Origin of the sequence: Elioraea sp. (assembly GCF_022842375.1) — a bacterium.
Lineage (GTDB): Bacteria > Pseudomonadota > Alphaproteobacteria > Acetobacterales > Acetobacteraceae > Elioraea_A.
This window is the reverse complement of the sequence record NZ_JALHPR010000002.1, coordinates 284,165-304,296: the sequence shown is the minus strand read 5'-3', so window position 1 is coordinate 304,296 and position 20,132 is coordinate 284,165. Positions and strand designations below refer to the sequence as shown.

The 20,132-nt window shown below is 69.2% G+C and carries 20 protein-coding genes and 1 other RNA gene; 13 read left to right on the top strand and 8 right to left on the bottom strand.

Translation table 11 applies throughout. The annotated features are described in order from the left end of the window. Window positions 1-59: 59 nt before the first annotated feature. Window positions 60-575 (bottom strand): SspB family protein, encoded by a 516-nt coding sequence (locus Q0C38_RS03265; RefSeq protein WP_291295619.1) that lies wholly within the window; start codon window positions 573-575, stop codon window positions 60-62. Window positions 576-765: 190 nt separating this feature from the next. Next, window positions 766-1,089: a transfer-messenger RNA gene (gene ssrA / locus Q0C38_RS03260) on the bottom strand. A gap of 61 nt (window positions 1,090-1,150) precedes the next feature. Here ssrA and thyX point away from each other — a divergent pair. From thyX to Q0C38_RS03245, 3 genes are read left to right on the top strand one after another with little or no spacing between them, the layout of a single operon-like run. Further along, window positions 1,151-2,089, top strand: coding sequence for an FAD-dependent thymidylate synthase (thyX, locus tag Q0C38_RS03255; protein ID WP_291295618.1), 939 nt, complete (start codon window positions 1,151-1,153; stop codon window positions 2,087-2,089). Window positions 2,090-2,093: 4 nt separating this feature from the next. After that, the gene (locus Q0C38_RS03250; RefSeq protein ID WP_291295617.1) at window positions 2,094-3,005 is read left to right on the top strand and encodes a PfkB family carbohydrate kinase; all 912 of its coding nucleotides are present in this window, start codon (window positions 2,094-2,096) and stop codon (window positions 3,003-3,005) included. 24 nt (window positions 3,006-3,029) lie between these two features. Next, on the top strand, window positions 3,030-3,158 hold the full coding sequence (locus tag Q0C38_RS03245; RefSeq protein ID WP_291295616.1) for a hypothetical protein: 129 nt from the start codon (window positions 3,030-3,032) through the stop codon (window positions 3,156-3,158). Between the two features lie 21 nt (window positions 3,159-3,179). Here the strand turns inward: Q0C38_RS03245 and Q0C38_RS03240 are convergent, their stop codons facing one another. Continuing rightward, complete coding sequence (locus Q0C38_RS03240) at window positions 3,180-4,322, bottom strand: Mrp/NBP35 family ATP-binding protein (protein WP_291295615.1); 1,143 nt, start codon at window positions 4,320-4,322, stop codon at window positions 3,180-3,182. A gap of 156 nt (window positions 4,323-4,478) precedes the next feature. Between Q0C38_RS03240 and hflK the strand changes: the two genes are divergently transcribed. The 4 genes from hflK to Q0C38_RS03220 all read left to right on the top strand — a co-directional run bounded on the left by hflK (window position 4,479) and on the right by Q0C38_RS03220 (window position 8,465). Then, window positions 4,479-5,660, top strand: a complete 1,182-nt coding sequence (hflK, locus tag Q0C38_RS03235) for an FtsH protease activity modulator HflK (RefSeq protein ID WP_291295614.1) — start codon at window positions 4,479-4,481, stop codon at window positions 5,658-5,660. Beyond that, on the top strand, window positions 5,657-6,556 hold the full coding sequence (gene hflC / locus Q0C38_RS03230) for a protease modulator HflC (protein ID WP_291295613.1): 900 nt from the start codon (window positions 5,657-5,659) through the stop codon (window positions 6,554-6,556). Before hflK ends, hflC begins: the two co-directional genes overlap by 4 nt. 33 nt (window positions 6,557-6,589) lie before the next feature. Continuing rightward, window positions 6,590-6,787 (top strand): DUF2065 domain-containing protein, encoded by a 198-nt coding sequence (locus tag Q0C38_RS03225; protein WP_291295612.1) that lies wholly within the window; start codon window positions 6,590-6,592, stop codon window positions 6,785-6,787. Between the two features lie 157 nt (window positions 6,788-6,944). Then, a complete protein-coding gene (locus Q0C38_RS03220; RefSeq protein WP_291295642.1) occupies window positions 6,945-8,465 on the top strand; it encodes a Do family serine endopeptidase in 1,521 nt (506 codons plus the stop codon). A 242-nt stretch (window positions 8,466-8,707) separates the two neighbouring features. Here Q0C38_RS03220 and Q0C38_RS03215 read toward each other — a convergent pair whose 3' ends face one another. Together Q0C38_RS03215 and serB are read right to left on the bottom strand one after the other, a co-directional pair. Continuing rightward, on the bottom strand, window positions 8,708-9,382 hold the full coding sequence (locus tag Q0C38_RS03215; RefSeq protein WP_291295611.1) for a TylF/MycF/NovP-related O-methyltransferase: 675 nt from the start codon (window positions 9,380-9,382) through the stop codon (window positions 8,708-8,710). Window positions 9,383-9,493: 111 nt separating this feature from the next. Next, window positions 9,494-10,393: a phosphoserine phosphatase SerB gene (serB, locus tag Q0C38_RS03210; RefSeq protein ID WP_291295610.1), complete on the bottom strand. Its 900-nt coding sequence runs from the start codon at window positions 10,391-10,393 to the stop codon at window positions 9,494-9,496. Between the two features lie 23 nt (window positions 10,394-10,416). On the opposite strand from serB, the gene miaA reads away from it, so the two are divergent. The 5 genes from miaA (at window position 10,417) to Q0C38_RS03185 (ending at window position 15,871) form a co-directional block, all read left to right on the top strand. Continuing rightward, a complete protein-coding gene (miaA, locus tag Q0C38_RS03205) occupies window positions 10,417-11,424 on the top strand; it encodes a tRNA (adenosine(37)-N6)-dimethylallyltransferase MiaA (RefSeq protein ID WP_291295609.1) in 1,008 nt (335 codons plus the stop codon). Between the two features lie 92 nt (window positions 11,425-11,516). Then, entirely contained in the window at window positions 11,517-13,340 is a 1,824-nt protein-coding gene (locus Q0C38_RS03200; protein WP_291295608.1) for an acetolactate synthase 3 large subunit, read from the top strand. A 46-nt stretch (window positions 13,341-13,386) separates the two neighbouring features. Continuing rightward, a complete protein-coding gene (gene ilvN / locus Q0C38_RS03195) occupies window positions 13,387-13,896 on the top strand; it encodes an acetolactate synthase small subunit (RefSeq protein ID WP_291295607.1) in 510 nt (169 codons plus the stop codon). A gap of 93 nt (window positions 13,897-13,989) precedes the next feature. Further along, complete coding sequence (gene ilvC, locus Q0C38_RS03190) at window positions 13,990-15,009, top strand: ketol-acid reductoisomerase (RefSeq protein ID WP_291295606.1); 1,020 nt, start codon at window positions 13,990-13,992, stop codon at window positions 15,007-15,009. A 10-nt stretch (window positions 15,010-15,019) separates the two neighbouring features. Further along, a complete protein-coding gene (locus Q0C38_RS03185) occupies window positions 15,020-15,871 on the top strand; it encodes an alpha/beta hydrolase (RefSeq protein ID WP_291295605.1) in 852 nt (283 codons plus the stop codon). A gap of 4 nt (window positions 15,872-15,875) precedes the next feature. Here the strand turns inward: Q0C38_RS03185 and Q0C38_RS03180 are convergent, their stop codons facing one another. From Q0C38_RS03180 to Q0C38_RS03170, 3 genes are read right to left on the bottom strand one after another with little or no spacing between them, the layout of a single operon-like run. Next, complete coding sequence (locus tag Q0C38_RS03180; RefSeq protein ID WP_291295604.1) at window positions 15,876-16,160, bottom strand: hypothetical protein; 285 nt, start codon at window positions 16,158-16,160, stop codon at window positions 15,876-15,878. Next, on the bottom strand, window positions 16,157-17,131 hold the full coding sequence (locus Q0C38_RS03175) for a hydroxyacid dehydrogenase (protein WP_291295603.1): 975 nt from the start codon (window positions 17,129-17,131) through the stop codon (window positions 16,157-16,159). The genes Q0C38_RS03180 and Q0C38_RS03175 overlap by 4 nt, the downstream gene beginning before the upstream one ends. 11 nt (window positions 17,132-17,142) lie before the next feature. Beyond that, complete coding sequence (locus tag Q0C38_RS03170) at window positions 17,143-18,114, bottom strand: hydroxyacid dehydrogenase (protein WP_291295602.1); 972 nt, start codon at window positions 18,112-18,114, stop codon at window positions 17,143-17,145. 303 nt (window positions 18,115-18,417) lie between these two features. Between Q0C38_RS03170 and Q0C38_RS03165 the strand changes: the two genes are divergently transcribed. Further along, window positions 18,418-20,013 (top strand): 2-isopropylmalate synthase, encoded by a 1,596-nt coding sequence (locus Q0C38_RS03165; RefSeq protein WP_291295601.1) that lies wholly within the window; start codon window positions 18,418-18,420, stop codon window positions 20,011-20,013. The last annotated feature ends 119 nt before the right edge of the window (window positions 20,014-20,132 follow it).

The window sequence follows — 20,132 nt, the reverse complement described above, 5'->3', positions numbered from 1 at the left end:
AGGTCGCGCGGCTTATGGCACGGCGCGCGGGAAGGAGCCAGAAGGTCGGAGGCGGCCTCTCAGCCCTTGTTCGGCGGCCGTTTGCGGAACGCGTCGAGGCTGACGACCTGCGGCGCGTCCTCGGCCGGCGCCTCGTCAGGCTCGGCTTTGGCAGGCTCAGGCTCTGCGGTCAGCGCGGGAATCTGCCCCGCTCCCCCGGGGGCCGCGTCGAAGCGGAGGCCGAAGCGGACCGAGGGGTCGGCGAACTGGGTGAGCGCAGACCAGGGAATCGACAGTGCGGCCGGAACGCCGCCGAAATAGAGCTTCACCGAAAAGCCGTGGTCGGTCGTGCGCAGGTCGTCGAACTGGTGCTGCAGCACGATCGTCATCTCGTTGGGGTACTGGGCGCGCAGCCTGTCGGGCATTGCCACGCCTGGCGCATCGGTGCGGAAGGTGAGGTAGAAATGATGGTCGCCGGGCAGGCCCTCGCCCGCAGCGCGGTCGAGCGCGAAGCGGAGGACGCCACGCAGGCTCTCCTGGATCCAGCTCTCATAAGGGAGGAGACTGTCCTTCAGACCCGGTTCGTCCTGCGCCATCGAGCACCCAGCCCCTTCCAATCCCCGCCGCGTGCGTGAAGCTATGTCGAGTGACACGCGGCTGTCACGCTCGTTTGCCATGGCGTTGCGGAACCCACACATGGGCAATGCCCGGTGGGGTCGAACCATGGCGTGGGTGGGAAAGATTGCGCGGGGCGGAAAGACGGGGATCGAAGGGATGCCGGGAGAGAGTGGGGGGCTTCTGTTGCCCGGTGCCCCCCGAACCGCGCTTACCTGTTATCAGGCAGCGAGCGCCACATGGCTGTTGTCATTGGCACCTAAGGATCGGCCCGATAACGGCGGAACCATGCCGGGCAAAAGGTGAGTCTTTACCACGCGCGTCGAGCCTGTTTCGCCCCCATGACACCCGCCAACAGCCAAGCGGAGGGATATGGTGGAGGCGCCGGGCACTGCCCCCGGGTCCGCAACGCTTATTCCAAACACCGTTTATCGCCATAGCCGGGTTGCCCCGGCACCTCTGTATATAGGAAACCCAGGGCCCGCGCGAAAGCCCCACGACTCGGGCCAGCGCCAGCCTCTGATAAATCCTCTGGCATGCAGGGAACGCAGACGCGATGGACCTCACCGACGCCCAAGGGGCCGAGATCGCCGAGGCGCGCGCCACGGCCGCCCCCACGCTCCGCCCCACCGTTCCGGCGCTGGAGGCGCTGCTCTACTCGCCCATGCCGGTGCTCGATCACGGTTTCGTCCGCGTGGTCGACTACATGGGCGACGATGCCGCGGTGGTGCAGTCGGCCCGCGTTTCCTACGGGCGCGGCACCAAGCGCGTGCAGGACGATGCCGGGCTGATCCGCTACCTGATGCGCCACCGGCACTCGACGCCGTTCGAGATGGCCGAGATCAAGTTCCACGTGAAGCTGCCGATCTTCATCGCGCGGCAGTGGATCCGCCATCGCACCGCGAACGTGAACGAGTATTCCGCCCGCTATTCCGTGCTCGACCGCGAGTTCTACATCCCCGCCCGCCATGCGCTCGCCGCGCAGAGTGCCGTGAACCGCCAGGGCCGCGGCGAGGTCCTCGACGGCGCCGAGGCGGAGGAGGTGCTGCGGCTGCTGCGCGAGGATGCCGCCCGCTGCTACGACCACTATGCCTGGATGCTCAACGAGGGGGCGGACGGCGAGCCCGAAGACGACTCGCGCCAGGGGCTCGCCCGCGAGCTTGCCCGGATGAACCTCACGCTCAATACCTACACACAGTGGTACTGGAAGACGGACCTCCACAACCTCCTGCACTTCCTGTCGCTGCGCGCCGATGCGCATGCGCAATACGAGATCCGCGCCTATGCCGAGGCGATGCTCGGCATCGTCAAGGCCTGGGTGCCGATCACGGCGCAGGCCTTCCTCGACTATCGCCTCGGCGCCGTCACCCTCTCGGCGCAGATGGTCGGCGCACTCAAACGCATGCTCGCCGGCGAGGCGATGACGGCCGAGAGTGCCGGGATGAGCAAGCGCGAGTGGCGTGAGTTCATGGCCAGCCTCGGCCGCGAGGGATAGGGCGGTGATCGTCGTCTTTGGCTCGATCAATCTCGACCTGATCGTCTCGGTGCCTGCCTTGCCGGCGCCGGGGGAGACCGTGCTCGGAACAGGTTTCCGCAGCGAGCCTGGCGGCAAGGGCGCAAACCAGGCGGTCGCCGCCGCGCGCGCTGGGGCCAGGGTCGCCTTCGCCGGCGCCGTCGGCCACGATGCCTTCGCCGAGCCTGCCACCGCGCTCCTGCGTGCGGCGGGGGCGGATCTCACGCGGTTGGCGGCGGTCGAGCAGCCGACCGGCGTTGCCACCATCTCGGTCGATCCCGAGGGGGGAAACCAGATCGCGGTGGCGCCCGGCGCCAACCTCGCTGCCCGTGCCAGCCAGCTCACCGAGGCCGATCTCGGCCCCGGCACCACGCTCGTGCTGCAGATGGAGGTCGATGCCGGGCAAACCGCTTCGCTGATCGCCCGCGCCAGGGCCAGCGGGGCACGCATCATACTCAGCCTCGCCCCGCCAGCGCCTCTGCCTGCGGATGCGCTTGCGGCGCTCGATCTCCTGCTGCTGAACGAAAGCGAGTCGGCAGCTCTCGCCGCCATGCTGGGCTCGGGCGCCGACCCGGCCTCGCTTCGCGCACGCCTCGGAGGGCCCGACGTCATCGTCACCCGCGGCGAGGAGGGGGCGGAGGCGGCGACGGAATCGGGGTCGATCCGCCAACCTGCCTTCGCCGTCACGGCCATCGACACGACGGCGGCAGGCGATACCTTCGCTGGCGTGCTGGCCGCGGCACTCGATGCCGGCGCTGGCCTCGCGGAGGCGATGCGGCGCGGGGCGGCAGCCGCGGCGCTGGCCTGTACGCGGGCGGGTTCGCAGGGCAGCATCCCCTCCCGGGCGGAGACCGACGCGCTCCTCGCCGACGGCGCCGCCCCCTTGGCGGCGCGTTAACCGCGCCGGCGGAGACTGACGCGCATGTACACCCTATTCCCCACCGCCATGCTGATGGCGCAGGCAAGCCTCGTTGCCAGCGTCGCGGCCGCCTACGCCATGCCAGCACTCGCAATCGGCCTCGCTCAGGCGCTCGCCCAGCCCCGCACCTGACGGAAACTGGGGGTTGAGCGCCTACTCGACGACGATGCGCGGTGCTGCGGCCTGCTGGCGCGCCAGCACCGACTCGCACTTGGCCCAGACGCGGGCGGCGATGGCGCGATAGATCGCCGCCTCCTCGCCATCGGGCATGGTCGCGGTGATCGGCGCGCCCTCGTCCGACGTGGTGCGGATGTCGAGCTTCAGCGGGATCTCGCCCAGGAACTCGGCGCCTAGCCGTTCCGCCTCGCGGCGAGCGCCGCCATGGCCGAAGATCTCGCTCCTGTGCCCGCAGTTCGGGCAGCAGAAATAGCTCATGTTCTCGATCAGCCCGAGAACGGGAACGTTGGTGCGGGCGAACATCGCCATGCCGCGGCGAGCATCGATCAGCGCCACGTCCTGCGGCGTCGAGACGATCACCGCGCCGGTCAGCGGCACGCGCTGCGCCATCGTCAGCTGCGCATCGCCCGTGCCTGGCGGCATGTCGACCACCATGATGTCGAGCGGGCCCCACAGCACCTGGCCCATCATCTGCTCGAGCGCACCCATCACCATCGGGCCGCGCCAGATCATCGGCGTCTCCTCCTCGACGAGGAAGCCGATGGACATGATCTTGAGCCCCCATTTCTCCATGGGCGCGATCATCTGCCCTGCGGCGTGCGGCCGGCCGCGGATGCCGAGCATGCGGGGCACCGAGGGGCCGTAGATGTCGGCGTCCAGCAGCCCGACGCGAAGCCCTGACTGGGCGAGTGCGATGGCGAGGTTGGCCGCCGTGGTGCTCTTGCCGACCCCGCCCTTGCCGGAGGCGACGGCCACGATCGCGCGGCAATTGTCGAGCAGCTGCGGCCCCTTGCCCTTGCCGGCCTTCGCGGCGGCTGCCTGGGCGCCCTGGGTTGGGGCGGAGGCAGGATTCGCGGCTGGCGCGTCGCCACGATGGGCGGTCAGCACGACGGTGGCGCTCAGCACGCCTGGCAGCGCGGTGACGGCAGCCTCAGCCGCGCGGCGGAGCGGCTCGAGGCTTGCGGCACGCTCACGGGCCACGTCCAGGGCCAGGGAAACGAGGCCATCCCTCACTTGCAGCCCCTGCACCATGCCGAGCGATACGATGTCGGCACCCCTTTCCGGATCGCGCAACCGGGCGAGTGCCGCGAGCACGGTTTCGGGTGTCACTGCGTTCATCTCTTGAAAACCCCTCCAGTCTGGACGATATCCGCTGCGCCGACGGGTCTCTTGCCCGCCGGCGTTTTGGCGCAACCATGGGGCCGCGCTGCCGCGGTTCCGATATGGGGCGCGGGGAACAGGCTTCCAACAGCGAGAAGGCCGGGATCACAACACATGCCCTGGACCAATAACAGCGGGGGCGGAAGCCCCTGGGGTGGCGGCGGACGACAGGGCGGGCCCTGGGGTGGCGGCGGCGGTGGCCCGCAGCTTCCGCAGGCTCCGAATGTCGATGAGCTGCTGCGCAAGGTGCAGGACTTCATCAGGCGCTTCCTGCCGCGCGGCGTCGGCGGCGGGAAGGGGATCGCGGCAATCGCGCTCGTCCTCATCGCGCTCTGGCTGCTTTCTGGCTTCTACCGCGTCCAGCCTGACGAGCAGGGCGTCGTGCTCCGCTTCGGCGCGTTCGACCGCCTCACGGCTCCCGGCCTGAACTACGCCCTGCCGGCGCCGATCGAGAGCGTACTGCGCCCGCAGGTCACGCGCATCAACCGCACCGAGGTCGGCTTCCGCAGCGCCGCCGATGGCAATCCGAGCCGCGTCGCGCCCTCGCGCGACGTGATCGAGGAAAGCCTGATGCTGACCGGCGACGAGAACATCATCGACATCGATTTCTCGGTGCTGTGGCGCATCCGCGACGCCTCGGAGTTCCTCTTCAACATCCGCAACGCCGAGCAGACCGTGAAGTCGGCGGCGGAAAGCGTCATGCGTGAGGCGATCGGCCGCACGCCGATCCAGCCGGCGCTGACCGAGGCACGCGCGCAGATCGAGCAGGCGGTGCGCGAAGGCACGCAGGCGATCCTCGACCAGTACCGTGCCGGCGTCGAGATCAGCCAGGTGCAGCTGCAGAAGGTCGACCCGCCGGCGGCGGTCATCGACGCGTTCCGCGACGTGCAGCGCGCCAACGCCGACCGCGAGCGCCTCCGCAACGAAGCGGAAGCGTTCCGCAACGACATCATCCCCCGGGCGCGAGGCGAGGCCGAGCGGCTGGTGCAGGAAGCGCAGGGTGAGCGCGAGGCGCGCATCGCACGCGCCAACGGTGAGGCGCAGCGCTTCGTGTCGGTCTACACCGCCTACAATCAGGCACGCGACGTGACCCGCCTGCGCCTCTACCTCGAGACGATGGAGGAGATCATCCGCCAGAGCTCGACCATCGTGGTGGATGACAAGGTGCAGAACGTCGTTCCGTTCCTGCCGCTCAACGAAATGAACCGAAGCCCCCGTCAGGCGGCACCGGCGGCAACGGTCGTCCCCGGTGACAGGCCAGCCCCCGCGGCGCGTGCGTCCGGAGCAGTGCGATGAACCAGAAAGTGCTTATCGGCAGCATCGTCGGCCTCGCGGCCGTCGCCGTGCTCGCCTTCTCGACCCTGTTCACCGTCCAGCAGACGCGCCAGGTGCTCGTGCTGCAGTTCGGCAAGCCCGTCCGCGTGATCACCGAGCCGGGCCTGAACGCGAAGCTGCCCTTCGTGCAGACGACGATCGAGTTCGACCGTCGCCTGCTCGACTACGAGATGCCGGGCGAGGAAGTCATCCTCGGCGACCAGCGCCGGCTGATCGTCGATGCCTTCACGCGCTTCCGCATCGTCGACCCGCTGCAGTACTTCCAGACGGTCGGCTTCGGCGAGAACGCGATCCGCGCGCGTCTCTCCTCGATCGTCACCTCTGCTCTCCGCCGCGTTCTCGGTAACGAGCCGCTGCTGGGCGTTCTTTCGTCCGACCGCGTGCGGATCATGAACGACATCCGAACCCAGGTGAACACGGAGGCGCGTCGCTTCGGCATCATCGTGGAGGATGTGCGCATCCGCCGTGCCGACCTTCCGGAGGAGAACACGCAGGCCATTCTGAGCCGGATGCAGTCTGAGCGTGAGCGTGTTGCCCGCGAGGCCCGCGCCGAAGGTGCGGAAGTGGCCGCCCGCGTCCGCGCAGGTGCCGATCGCGAGCGGACCGTCATTCTCGCCGAGGCGCAGGCACAGGCCGACATCCTGCGCGGCCAGGGCGAGCAGGAGAGCATCCGCATCCTCGCGGAGGCGTTCCAGCGCGACACGCAGTTCTTCGCGTTCTGGCGGAGCATGCAGGCCTATCGCGAGGCGTTCGGCGAAGGCAGCGAGGGCAACCGCCTCGTGCTGACCCCAGACAGCGAGTTCTTCCGCTTCTTCAAGGACATCCCGCAGGATGTTCGTGCGGCGGGCACGCGCTGACACGTTGCTGAACCGGCGCTGCTTCGGCGCACGGTGAGTGTTGGAGCCTTCCTCGGGGCCCTCGGTCTGCTCATCGCAGTCGAGGGCCTCGTCTATTTTGCCTTCCCCGGCGCGGTGCGCCGTGTCTTCGCCGCCCTCCTTGCCGCGCCCGAGGCGACGTTCCGGCGCATCGGGCTGGGGGCCGCCTCGCTCGGCGTGGTGCTCGTCATCATCGCCGCAACGCTTGGCTGAGCGTGGCCCCGGATCAGAAACCCGGGAGACGGCACGCCCGGTCCTTCCGGTCCGCCATGTTCGGCCCCATACTCAGACGTGTATGGACAGGGCCGTCAGCCGCGCCGGATCGCGGCAGCCACGCCCGCCACTCAGCCTCGAACCAGGCAGGATGCTCATGCGCTTTCCGTTCCGCCCCGCTGCCGCCGTGCTCGCGATCGGCCTCCTCGCAGCGCCGCTTGCCCTTCCCACCGCCGCGCAGCCAAGGAGCGCGCCGGAAAGCTTCGCCGACCTCGCCGAGCGGCTGTTGCCCTCGGTCGTGAACATCTCGACCACCCAGACCGTGCAGGCGCGCGGCGAACGCCAGGGTCCCGAAGCGCCTCAGCTGCCCCCAGGCTCGCCGTTCGAGGAGTTCTTCCGCGAATTCTTCGACCGCCAGCAGCGCCAGGGCCAGGGGCCGCAGGGCCAGCCGCAGCGCCCCCGCCGTGCGCAGAGCCTCGGCTCAGGCTTCATCATCGAATACGGCAACGGAGAGGGCTACGTCGTCACGAACAACCACGTGATCGACGGCGCCGACGAGGTGAGTGTCATCCTCACCGACAACACCTCGCTCAGGGCCGAGATCGTCGGGCGCGACCCGCGCACCGACCTCGCCCTCCTCCGCGTCAAGACCGACAAGCGTCTTCCCACCGTTCGCTTCGGCAACAGCGACACGGCCAGGATCGGCGACTGGGTTGTGGCGATCGGAAACCCGTTCGGGCTCGGCGGCACCGTCACGGCGGGCATCGTCTCGGCCCGCGGCCGCGACATCCGCATCGGCCCGTATGACGACTTCATCCAGACCGATGCCTCGATCAACCGCGGCAACTCGGGCGGGCCGCTGTTCAACATGGCGGGCGATGTCGTCGGCATCAACACGGCGATCTTCTCGCCCACCGGCGGGTCGATCGGCATCGGCTTCTCGATCCCGTCGAACATCGCCACCAACGTGATCGCGCAGCTGCGCGAGTTCGGCCGTACCCGCCGTGGCTGGCTCGGCGTGCGCATCCAGCAGGTGACGGATGAGATCGCCGAGAGCGTCGGGCTCGCGGGCGGTGCGCGCGGTGCGCTTGTCGCCGGCGTGAACGAGGGCGGCCCGGCTGACCGTGCGCGCCTGCAGAACGGCGACATCGTGCTGAAGTTCGATGGCACGGATATCCGCGAGATGCGGACCCTGCCGCGCGTCGTCGCCGAGACGGCGATCGGCAAGCAGGTGCCCGTGATCGTCTGGCGCTCCGGCCGCGAGCAGACGCTGACTGCCACGGTGGGCGAACTCCCCGAGGAGGCGCAGCAGGCGGCAGCCACGCCTGGGCCGCAGGATCGTGGCGGCAGGCCGGTCGAGATCGCCGGCATCGGCGTGCGCGTGTCCTCGATCACGCCGGAGCTGCGTGAGCGGTTCAGCCTCAGCGCGGAGGCGAAGGGCGTGGTCGTCGTCGAGGTCCTGCCGAACAGCCCGGCGGCAGAGCGCGGCATCCGTGCCGGCGACGTGGTGGTCGAGGTTCAGCAGGAGGCCGTCGCGACACCGGCAGAATTGCAGGAGCGGATCGACCGCGCCCGCCAGGCTGGCCGCCGCAACGTGCTGATGCTCATCGAGGGCCAGCAGGGCCTGCGCTGGGTGCCGCTGCCCGCGACACCGCCCGCCGGTCGCTCGCCCGGCTGACGCGGCTGCCCTTCGGCGTGGGGCGTGCTTCGGGTGCGGCGGCGCTGGTCTCAGCGTCGCCCCCCGCCGGGAGGCTTTGCGATCCTGCGGCGGCGCCCTCAGCGGCGCCCCCCGCCGGGAGGCTTTGCGATCCTGCGGCGGCGCCCTCAGCGTCGCCCCCCGCCGGGAGGCTTTGCGATGCTGCGGCGGCGCCCTCAGCGTCGCCCCCCGCCGGGAGGCTTCGCGATCCTGCGGCGGCGCCCTCAGCGTCGCCGCAAAACCGCCGTGGGCGTCGTGGCGATGAGGGTGAAGCCGGGGGCGTCTGCCAGGAAGTCAGTCACCGCCCGGCGACAGCCACCGTAGTCGCCGTAGTCGTCAAGCACGATCGATCCGCCCGGCGGGACGCGGGGCGCGACGGCGCGCAGCACGGTCAGCACCGGGTCGTACCAGTCGCAATCGAGATGCGCGAAGGCGATCCGCTCGGGAAGTTCGGCCGGCATGGTCTCACCGAAGAGGCCGCGCACAAGCTTAACATCCGTGCCGTCGACGGCGATGCCGTGGCGCGCGAACGCGGCGACGACCTCGCCGTGGAGGTCATCGACGTAGCCGTAGTAGGGCCGGCCCGCAATGCCCTCGGCCCGCCGCTCCCGGATAATGGCGTGGCGTGCATGCGCATCGGGCGAGTCCAGCTCGCCTGGCGGCGGGATCATGCCGAACACGTCGAACCCGGCGAAGCGGCGGCGGGGGCGGGCGAGGGAGGCGAGCACGATCGCCGAGCCGCCTGCTGCAACGCCGGCCTCGACCACGTCGCCTGGAACGGCGCGGTCATCGGCTGCCGCGAGGCAGCGCCGCAGCACGTCGAACCGAGCCTCGACAAGAAATGTCAGGCCCTCCTCGCGCACGGCATCGACCAGCTGTCCAGTCCGGCCACGAAGCATCCGCGCTGCGCGTTTGCGCAGGCCAAGTCCGAACATTCCGCATGTCCCCCGTCGATGTTGCTGGTCACGACGAACGGCTGGAGGCCAGCACGGGTTCCCGCGTGCGGATGGTCACGCTTGCGTGACGAATTCGTCGGCCGCATAGCCCTGGGCATAGAGAAGGGCGGTGAGGTCGCCGTGATCGATGCGCACGCGCGCCGCGGCAGCGACCGCGGGCTTGGCGCAATAGGCGACGCCGAGGCCGGCGGCGAGCAGCATCGGCAGGTCGTTCGCGCCGTCGCCCACCGTCAGGGTTGCTGCGAGCGGCAGGCCCCGCGCGCCGGCGAGGCTGCGCAGCGTGGCGAGCTTGGCGTCCTTGTCGAGGATCGGTTCTGCGACCGTGCCCGCGAGAACGCCGCGCTCGACCACGAGGTCGTTGCCCTGGTCGGTGTCGAAGCCCAGGGTCGCGGCAACCCGCGTCGTGAAATAGCGGAACCCGCCGGAGACGAGTGCGCAATAAGCGCCGTTGGCCCGCATGGTGGCCACCAGCGTTGCCGCACCCGGCATCATCGCGATGCGCGCATGCGTCTCGGCCAGTGCCGTCTCGGGAAGTCCTGCCAGCATCGCCACGCGCTCCCGCAGGGCGGCGGCGAAGTCGAGCTCGCCGTTCATGGCGCGCGCGGTGATCGCGGCGATCGCGGGCTTCAGCCCGGCGAGGTCCGCGAGTTCGTCGAGCGTCTCGCCGATCACCATGGTGCTGTCCATGTCGGCGACGAGCAGCTTCTTCCGCCGCCCCTCCGCACGCTGCGCCACGAGGTCGAGGCCGGGGCCGATCGCGTGGCGGGCGGCTGCCTCGGCGGCGTCCGGCGCCATGTCGTCGAAGGGCAGGTCGGCCGCCTCGCCTTGCTTCAGCCAGCGCGGCGAGCCGACGACGGCCCCGAGGCCACGCAAGGCCTCGCGCGACGTCTCGAGCGCGGCGCGGTCAAGCGATCCTCCGCCGGGGGAGGCGATCAACGTCAACACATGCTCCATCGGCGGACCATGGCGGGGCGGCGATGAACGCGCAAGCGAGTGCGCCAACGCGCGGTGATGCGGCGCTGATCGTCGCCGGCCCGACGGCGAGCGGCAAATCCGCGCTGGCGATGCTGCTCGCCGAGCGCTTGGGCGGCGTGGTGATCAATGCCGATTCCATGCAGGTGTATCGCGATCTTCGCATCCTCACCGCACGACCGACGCCGGCGGAGGAGGCGGCTGTGCCGCATGCCCTCTATGGCGTGCGCGATGCGGCCGACGCTGCCTCGGCCGGCTGGTGGCGCGGTGCGGCGTTGGCGGCGATGGACGAGGCCCGCACGGCGGGGCGGCTGCCCATCCTCTGCGGCGGCACGGGGCTCTGGCTCTCGGCGCTGGTCAACGGCATCGGCGCGATCCCGCCCGTGCCCGAGGCGATGCGACAGGAGGCGCGCGCGCTTGCCGCGGCGATCGGGGCCGCAGCGCTGCATGCACGGCTGGCGGCGGCTGACCCGGCGACGGCCTCGCGGCTCCAGCCCGGTGACACCCAGCGGGTGATCAGGGCGTGGGAAGTCTTGCAGGCCACAGGCGAGGGGCTCTCGACCTGGTGGTCGCGGCGGGCCGAGCCGCCGGCCCCCTGGCGGGCCGCGATGATCCTGCTCGCCCCCCCCCGCGCCCCGCTGCGCGCGGCGATCGATGCGCGGTTCGAGGCGATGGTTGAGGCAGGCGCGGCCGAGGAGGTGCGCGCGCTTGCCGCCCGCGGGCTCGACCCGGCCTTGCCGGCGATGAAGGCGCATGGCGTGCCGAACATCGCCGCAGCCCTTGCCGGGCGCATCCCGCTCGCGCGGGCGATTGCCGAGGGGCAAGCGATGGTGCGGCAATACGCCAAGCGCCAGGACACGTGGTTCCGCCACCAGACGATCGTGCCCCCAACGCGCCTGCATACGATCCATGCGCGTTTCGCGGATCTAGCGCAATTTTCAGAACAGGAACGAGCCATTTTATTTGCGTTTATTGACAGTGCCGGGTTGACGCACCGCACCAACCGCGCTTAGGTGCGGCCGCGCGGCAGCGAAGATGTCCCGCTGCGGCGTACCGCCACGCCCGCCCGGCGCGGCGGAACGAACGATCGGGGAACATTTCCGCCATGTCCGCCACCGCGACGCATGACACCGAGACCCTCGCCACCGAGACGCTGTCGGGGGCCGAGATCGTCCTCCGCGCGCTCAAGGACCAGGGCGTCGACGTCATCTTCGGCTATCCGGGCGGCGCTGTCCTGCCGATCTACGATGCGTTGTTCCAGCAGAACGCCATCCGTCACATCCTTGTCCGTCATGAGCAGGCGGCGGTGCATGCGGCCGAAGGCTATGCCCGCTCGACCGGCAAGGTCGGCGTTGTGCTTGTAACGTCGGGCCCAGGGGCGACCAACGCCGTCACCGGCCTTGTCGATGCGCTGATGGACAGCATCCCCGTCGTCTGCCTCACCGGCCAGGTGCCGACGCACCTGATCGGCAACGACGCGTTCCAGGAAGCCGACACGACCGGAATCACGCGGCCAGCGACCAAGCACAACTACCTCGTGCGGAACGTCGCCGATGTCGGGCGCGTGGTGCATGAGGCGTTCTACGTCGCCCGCTCCGGCCGCCCTGGGCCGGTGGTGATCGACCTGCCGAAGGACATCCTGATCAACAAGGGCCGCTACAACGGCATGCCCGAGGCGACCCACAAGAGCTACCGCCCGGCGACGGAGCCTGACCCGGCGGCGATCCGCCGCGCGGTGGCGATGATGAAGGGCTCGAAGCGCCCCATCGTCTATGCCGGCGGCGGGGTGATCAATGCTGGGCCGGAAGCTTCGCGCCTGCTGGCCGAACTCGTGCACCTGACGGGGTTTCCCTGCACCAACACGCTGATGGGCCTCGGAGCCTTCCCGGCCTCCGACAAGCAGTTCCTCGGCATGCTCGGCATGCACGGCACCTACGAGGCCAACCTCGCCATGCACGGCTGCGACGTGATGGTGAACATCGGCGCCCGCTTCGATGACCGCGTGACGGGGCGGCTCACGGCGTTCAGCCCGAACAGCCTCAAGATCCACGCCGACATCGATCCCTCCAGCATCAACAAGAACGTCCGCGTCGACTGCCCGATCATCGGTGACGCGACGAAGATCCTCCGCGCCCTGATCGCCGCCTGGAAGGCCGACGAGACCAAGCCGGACACCGGCGCGATCGCCGCCTGGTGGAGGCAGATCGAGCAGTGGCGCGCGCGCGACTGCCTGCGCTTCCGCCAGCCGACGGCGGCGGATGCGATCATCAAGCCGCAATACGCGATCCAGCGGCTCTACGATCTCGCCTCCCTCACGGGCAAGGACACGTTCATCACCACCGAGGTGGGCCAGCACCAGATGTGGGCCGCGCAGTACTGGAAGTTCGAGAAGCCGAACCGGTGGATGACCTCGGGCGGCCTCGGCACGATGGGCTATGGGCTGCCCGCCGGCATGGGCGTGCAGATCGCCCACCCAGACGCGCTCGTGATCGACATCGCGGGCGAGGCCTCGATCCTGATGAACATCCAGGAGATGTCGACGCTCGCGCAGTACCGCCTGCCGGTGAAGGTGTTCATCCTGAACAACGAGTACATGGGCATGGTGCGGCAGTGGCAGGAGCTGCTGCACGGTGGCCGCTACTCCGAGAGCTACTCCGCCGCGCTCCCTGACTTCGTGAAGCTCGCCGAGAGCTTCCATGCGGTCGGGCTGCGCGCGACGAAGGTGGGCGAACTCGACGACGTGATCGGAGAGATGCTGGCGGTCGATCGTCCCGTGATCGCCGACATCTGCGTCGACCAGAAGGAGAACTGCTTCCCGATGATCCCGTCGGGTGCGGCGCACAACGAGATGCTGCTCGGCCCCGACGACCAGGCGCCCAAAGGTTCGGGTGGGGCCGGTGTCACCGAGGAGGGGATGGTCCTCGTCTGAGGGGGCGCCGCCCCTTCGCAATTCTTATCCTCGAGAGAATGTTCCGATGACAGACATGACGACCCGCCAGGCGGTGATGGCCGTGCTGGTGGAGAACGAGGCCGGCGTGCTCGCGCGCGTGATCGGCCTGTTCAGCGGCCGCGGCTACAATATCGAGAGCCTGACGGTCGCACCCGTCGACGAGACCAAGAACCAGAGCCGCATCACGATCGTGACCACCGGCACGCCGATGGTGATCGAGCAGATCAAGGCGCAGCTCGACCGCCTCGTGCCGATCCACAAGGTGTCCGACCTCACGATCGAAGGCCCGCACATCGCGCGCGAGATGGCGCTGATCAAGGTCGCCGGCACCGGCGACCGGCGGGTCGAGGCGCTGCGCATCGCCGATGCGTTCCGCGCCCGCGTGGTCGATGCCACGACGGAAAGCTTCATCTTCGAGATGACCGGCTCGACCGACAAGCTCGATGCCTTCATCAACCTGATGCGGCCGCTCGGCCTCGTCGAGGTGAGCCGCACCGGCGTTGCCGCCATCGCGCGCGGCCCCAGGGGCATCTGACGCGCGCCCTGCTTGTCAGGACCCGGGGGCAAGGCTAGACCCCGGGCCTTGTGTTTCCGATACGGGACCGACCGAGAGAGGGGAGTGAAACCGATGCGCGTCTACTACGACCGCGATGCCGACGTGAACCTGGTGAAGGGCAAGAAGGTGGCCGTGATCGGCTACGGCAGCCAGGGCCATGCCCACGCCAACAACCTGAAGGACAGCGGCGTCGCCGAAGTCGTCGTCGGCCTGCGCAAGGGCTCTGCCGGCGTGGCCAAGGCGGAGGGCGCTGGCCTGAAGGTGATGGACCCGGCCGATGCAGCGAAGTGGGCTGACCTGGTGATGGTGCTCACCCCGGACGAGGGCCAGGGCGATCTCTACCGCGAGAAGCTCGGTCCGAACATGAAGGAGGGTGCCGCCCTGCTGTTCGCGCACGGGCTCAACATCCACTTCAACCTGATCGACGCGCGCCCTGACATGGACGTGCTGATGGTCGCCCCCAAGGGCCCCGGCCACACGGTGCGCAGCGAGTACCAGCGCGGCGGCGGCGTTCCCTGCCTCGTTGCCGTGGCGCAGAACGCCTCTGGCAACGCGCTCGAGCTCGGCCTCTCCTATGCGTCCGCCATCGGCGGCGGGCGCGCCGGCATCATCGAGACGACGTTCAAGGAGGAGTGCGAGACCGACCTCTTCGGCGAGCAGGTGGTGCTGTGCGGCGGCCTGGTCGAGCTGATCAAGGCCGGCTACGAGACGCTGGTCGAAGCCGGCTACGCCAAGGAGATGGCGTATTTCGAGTGCCTGCACGAGGTGAAGCTGATCGTCGACCTCATCTACGAGGGCGGCATCGCCAACATGAACTACTCGATCAGCAACACCGCCGAGTATGGCGAGTACGTCACCGGCCCGCGCATCATCACGGATGCGACCAAGGCCGAGATGAAGCGCGTGCTCAACGACATCCAGACCGGCAAGTTCACGCGCGACTGGATGCTCGAGAACAAGGTGAACCAGGCCTCGTTCAAGGCGACGCGCCGCAAGATGGCGGAGCACGACATCGAGGTGGTGGGCGAGAAGCTTCGCGGCATGATGCCGTGGATCAAGAAGAACGCGCTCGTCGACAAGAGCCGGAACTGAGGCATACGGCGTGGCCGGACAGGTCCTCGCCTTCCCGCGCCGGGATCGTTCGGCGCCGGCGGAGACGGACGGGCTCGAGCTTCTGCTCGCGGGCCCCGAGGACCAGCGTCCGGCCACGCTGCTGTTCCTGCACGGCGCTGCTGCCGGCGCCTGGGTCTGGGCAGAGCATGCGATGCCCAGCCTTGCCGCCTCCGGCTGGCGGTGCGCGGCCGTATCGTTCCGCGGCCATGGCAATTCATGGGGCCGTGGCCTGCTCCACACCTGGGGCCTGCTCGACTACCTGGCGGACGCGCGCGCCGCTCTTGATGCGCTCGACGGCCCTGTCATCGTCGTCGCGCATTCGCTGGGCGCCCTCGTCGCCCAGATGATGCTCGGCGATCAGCGCATCCGCGGAATGGTGCTGATGGCCCCGGTGCCGGCAGAGGGACTTGCGGCGGCCAACATGCGATTGGCGATCACCGACCCCCTGCTGTGGCAGGAGGTGGCGCGCATGCCATGGCTCGCCGAGGGCGTGGCACCGCCGGCACGCCTCCGCCATGCCCTGTTCGGCGAGGCGATGGAAGACGGGCACGCGGCCGCGCATCTCTCGCGCATGCAGCCCGAAAGCATCCGCGCCCTGGCCGAGGCGCAGTGGCCGCGGCCGGTGGCAAGCGCGCGGCTTCTCGGCGTTCCTACCCTCGTTCTCGGCGCCAAGGCTGATCCGCTGGTGCCGCCCGATGCCGTGCTGCGCACCGCCTGGTTCCACGGCGCCGACCGCGCGATGCTCGACCGCATCGGCCATGCGATGATGCTCGATACGGGCTGGGAACAGCCGCTCGCGCTCGCCCGTACCTGGATCGAGGGCCTGGACCTCGGCCGCTGACACGTCAGTTCCAGCGTGGTTGAAGGATCAGGATCATCAGGATGAAGAGCGCGTAGCCCGCCGTCGGCATCGCGAGGACGAGCAGCAGCGCGTTCGCGGCCTTGTTCTTTCCCTGCCGCCTGAGCGCCATTCCGCCACCGATGATCACGGCGATGCCGCCGAGCAGCAGCGACCAGATGCCGATGTTGAACGACGACACGGTCCCGTCGGCCACGCCCCAGAGGAAGAAGAACGCAGCGATTGCCGCCGCGACGAGGTTGGTGCCGAGGAGCGCGCGATAGAGCATCACGCGTTGCGCCGAAGCACCTCGGGGTTCACCACAACATGGGGGTCGAGCGTGCCGGCGAAGCGCGCGAGGATGCTCTCGGCGCACGACATCGCCATCCGCCGCATGCCCTCGGCTGTTCCGGCCGCGGAATGGGGCGTGATGATGGCGTTGGGAAGTGCGAGCACCGGGTTCGACGCGACCATCGGCTCCTCGGTGAACACGTCGAGCCCGGCCGCGGAGACCTGGCCGGATCGCAGCGCATCGGCGAGCGCGGCTTCGTCGACCAGCGTGCCGCGGGCGGTGTTGATCAGGATTGCCCCTTTCCTCATCGTGCCGAGGAACCCTGCATCGACCATGCCGCGATTCTCCGCGGCACCCGGGCAGTGCAGCGTCACCACGTCCGCCGTGGCGAGTGCGGCGCGAAGGTCCTCCACCGGCGTATAGCCGAGGCCCTTGATGGTGTTGTAGGGAACGGCCGGGTCGACCACGGAGATGTTCATCCCGAAGGCGGAACAGAGTTTCGCCACCCGCGTGCCGATGCGCCCGAAGCCGACGATGAGCACCGTGCGTCCCGCGAGATCGACCGTGGGCATGTCCGGCACGGTGCCCCAGCCGAGGTCGCGCAGCCGCTGGTCATACCCCGTGACACGCCGCGCGCAGGCGAGCATGAGCATCAACGCATGCTCGGCCACGCTGCCGGCATTCGCTTCTGGCGTGATGGTGAGCGGGATGCCGCGGGCGGTCAGCGCGGGAACATCCACCGCGTCGTAGCCGACGCCGTGGCGCGCGACGATCCTGAGGTTGCGGGCGAGTGCGATGAGCGGCGCGTCGATCCTGGTGAGCCTGACGGTGACCGCGTCCGCCTCCGGGATGCGCGCGGCAAGTGTCTCCGGCGTGACGGGGTCGAGCACCTCGACCGTCACGCCGGGGGCAGCCTTCATCAGCGCGATCGCATCCGGGTGGATCGCGCGCAGGCAGAGGACATGGGGCATCGCTGTCTTCCTCAGGCGTTCTTGCGCAGCACCTCGGGGTTGACGAGGTAGCCCGGGTCGACCTTGCCGTCGAAGCAGTCGATGATGTTCTGGGCCGACCGCATCGCCATCTTGGCCAGGCACTCATCGGGGGTCGCCGCGTTGTGGGGCGCGAGCACGACGTTCTCCATCGCGAACAGCGGATGGTCGGTCGTCGGCGGCTCGACCACCAGCACGTCGAGGCCGGCAGCCGCGATGCGCTTGGCCTTGAGCGCCTCGATCAGCGCCGGCTCATCCACCACGCCGCCGCGGGCGGTGTTGATCAACCAGGACGTTGGCTTCATCCGGCCGAACGCCTCGGCGTTCATCATCCCCCTGGTGCCGGGGTGCAGCGGGCAATGCAGCGTCACGACGTCCATCTCCGGCAGCACGGCTTTCCAGTCCGGTGCCGGAACGTGCCCGTCGGCGGCGATGCGCGGCGTTGGAAAGGCAGGGTCGTGCACGAACACCTTCATGCCGAAGGCCTGGCAGAGCTTGGCCACCCGCGTGCCGATGCGCCCATAGCCGATGACGAGGACGGAACGGCCGGCAAGTTCGTGCATCGGCGGCATGTGGCCCTGGCGCCACTGCCCGCTGCGCACCTTCGCGTCGTACTCGACCGTGCGGCGCGCGACGGCGAGCATCAGCATCATCGCGTGCTCGGCCACGGAAAGATCATTCGAGCCGTTGGCGACGGCAACGGGAATGCCGCGGCGGGTGCAGGCGGCGATGTCGACCGTGTCGTATCCGACGCCGTAGCGCGCAACGACCTTCAGCCGCGGCGTGGCGGCGAGGACCGCCTCGGTGATCGGCTCGAGCCAGAGCAGAACCGCATCGGCCTCCTTCACCCGGATGGGGAATTCCGGCGAGCCTGGCGTCAATGTCTCGAAGGTGATGTCGGGGCGGGCCTCGAGCAGCGACAGCCCGGCCTTGTGCAGCTGGCCGGCGAGCAGGACATGCGGCATGAAACGGTGATCCTTTCCGGAACTGGTTTCCCCCGAAGCGGGCGCCATCCTGCGTCCAGCCCGCCGTGCCGGCAACGGGGGGCGCTTGCGGAAACGCCCTTGTCTGTGGATAATCATTGCATGAGCCACGGCCCAGCCCGCGCCAGCGTCCTTGCGCCCGTTTCGGTGCCGGCTCATCACGCCCTCATTTCTGGCCTTCTCCTTCGACTTAGCCGCCCCTGGGCGTGACGCCTTCGCGCTTTCGCGAAGCACCGCTCAGGGGGAGTTCCCCGGCCACGTCGTTCAGAACCAGGAAGAAGCGCCATGACTGATACGCAACACACCCATGCCGTAGACCACCCGTCCTTCGGCCGCGTCGATCCGAACCGGGTCATCGTGTTCGACACGACGCTGCGTGACGGTGAGCAGAGCCCGGGGTTCAGCATGAACCTCGAGGAGAAGCTGCGCATGGCCGAGGCGCTTGAGGACCTCGGCGTCGACGTGATGGAGGCGGGCTTCGCGATCGCCTCGCCCGGCGACTTCGCTTCCGTGAAGGCGATCTCGGAGAAGATCCAGGGGGCGGTGGTGTGCAGCCTCGCACGGTCGGCCCGCGCCGATATCGATGCAGCGGGCGAGGCGCTGAAATCCGCGCGCCGCAAGCGTATCCACACCTTCATCGCGACGTCCCCGTTGCACATGAAGTACAAGCTGCAGATGGAGCCCGATGCCGTGCTCGCCGCGGTCACGGCCAGTGTCACGCATGCGCGCAACTATGCCGATGACGTCGAATGGTCGGCCGAGGATGGCTCGCGCTCCGAAGCCGACTTCCTCTGCCGCTGCGTCGAGGCGGCGATCAAGGCAGGGGCGACGACGATCAACATCCCCGACACGGTGGGCTACGCGGTGCCGGACGAGTTCGCCGCCATCTTCACCATGCTGCGCGAGCGCGTGCCCGGGGCGGAGAAGGTGATCTTCTCGGCGCATTGCCACAACGACCTGGGGCTCGCTGTCGCCAATACGCTTGCGGCCGTCAAGGCGGGGGTGCGGCAGATCGAGTGCACCGTCAACGGCATCGGCGAGCGCGCGGGCAACGCGGCGCTCGAGGAACTCGCGATGGCGCTGCGCACGCGCGCCGATGCGATGCCCTACGCAAGCGGCATCGCGACGCAGAACATCACCCGCACCTCGCGGCTGCTCGCCACCATCACGGGATTCGACGTGCAGCCGAACAAGGCGATCGTCGGCCGCAACGCCTTCGCCCACGAGGCCGGCATCCACCAGGACGGGATGCTGAAGCACGCGGGCACCTACGAGATCATGACGCCTGAGAGCGTCGGCCTCGCCAAGTCGTCGCTCGTGCTCGGCAAGCATTCCGGCCGCGCGGCGTTCCGCGACAAGCTGAAGCAGCTCGGCTACGGCGACATCGGCGACAATGCGCTGAACGATGCGTTCCAGCGCTTCAAGAAGCTGGCCGACGTGAAGAAGGTCGTGTTCGACGAGGACGTGGTGGCCCTCGTCGACGACGAGGTGGTGCGCGCGCATGATGCCGTGCGTTTCGTCTCGCTCGAGGTGTGGGCGGGCTCGAAGGGGCCGCAGCGCGCGATCCTCGAGCTCGATGTCGATGGCGAGACCAAGCAGGCGGAAGCCGTTGGCGACGGCCCGGTGGATGCGACGTTCAAGGCGATCCGCATGCTGTTCCCGCACGAGGCGGAGCTGAAGCTTTACTCCGTCGGCGCGGTGACGGAAGGAACCGATGCGCAGGCGAAGGTGACCGTGCGGCTCGAGGAAGCGGGAAAGCTGGTCGACGGCCAGGGGGCTGACACCGACACGCTCGTCGCGTCCGCCCGCGCCTACCTGCACGCGCTGAACAAGCTGCTGGTCAAGCGCGCCCGCACCGCCCCGGCTGCAATGTCGGCCTGATCCCGCTGCCGGAGGGCGCCCGCATGTGCATGCTGGCGGCAACCATCTGTTAACCTCTGCCCGTTAACGCCTCCTTCAGCGCCCCGCCGGGATGTCCCGGCCAGGCGCTGAACGGAGGG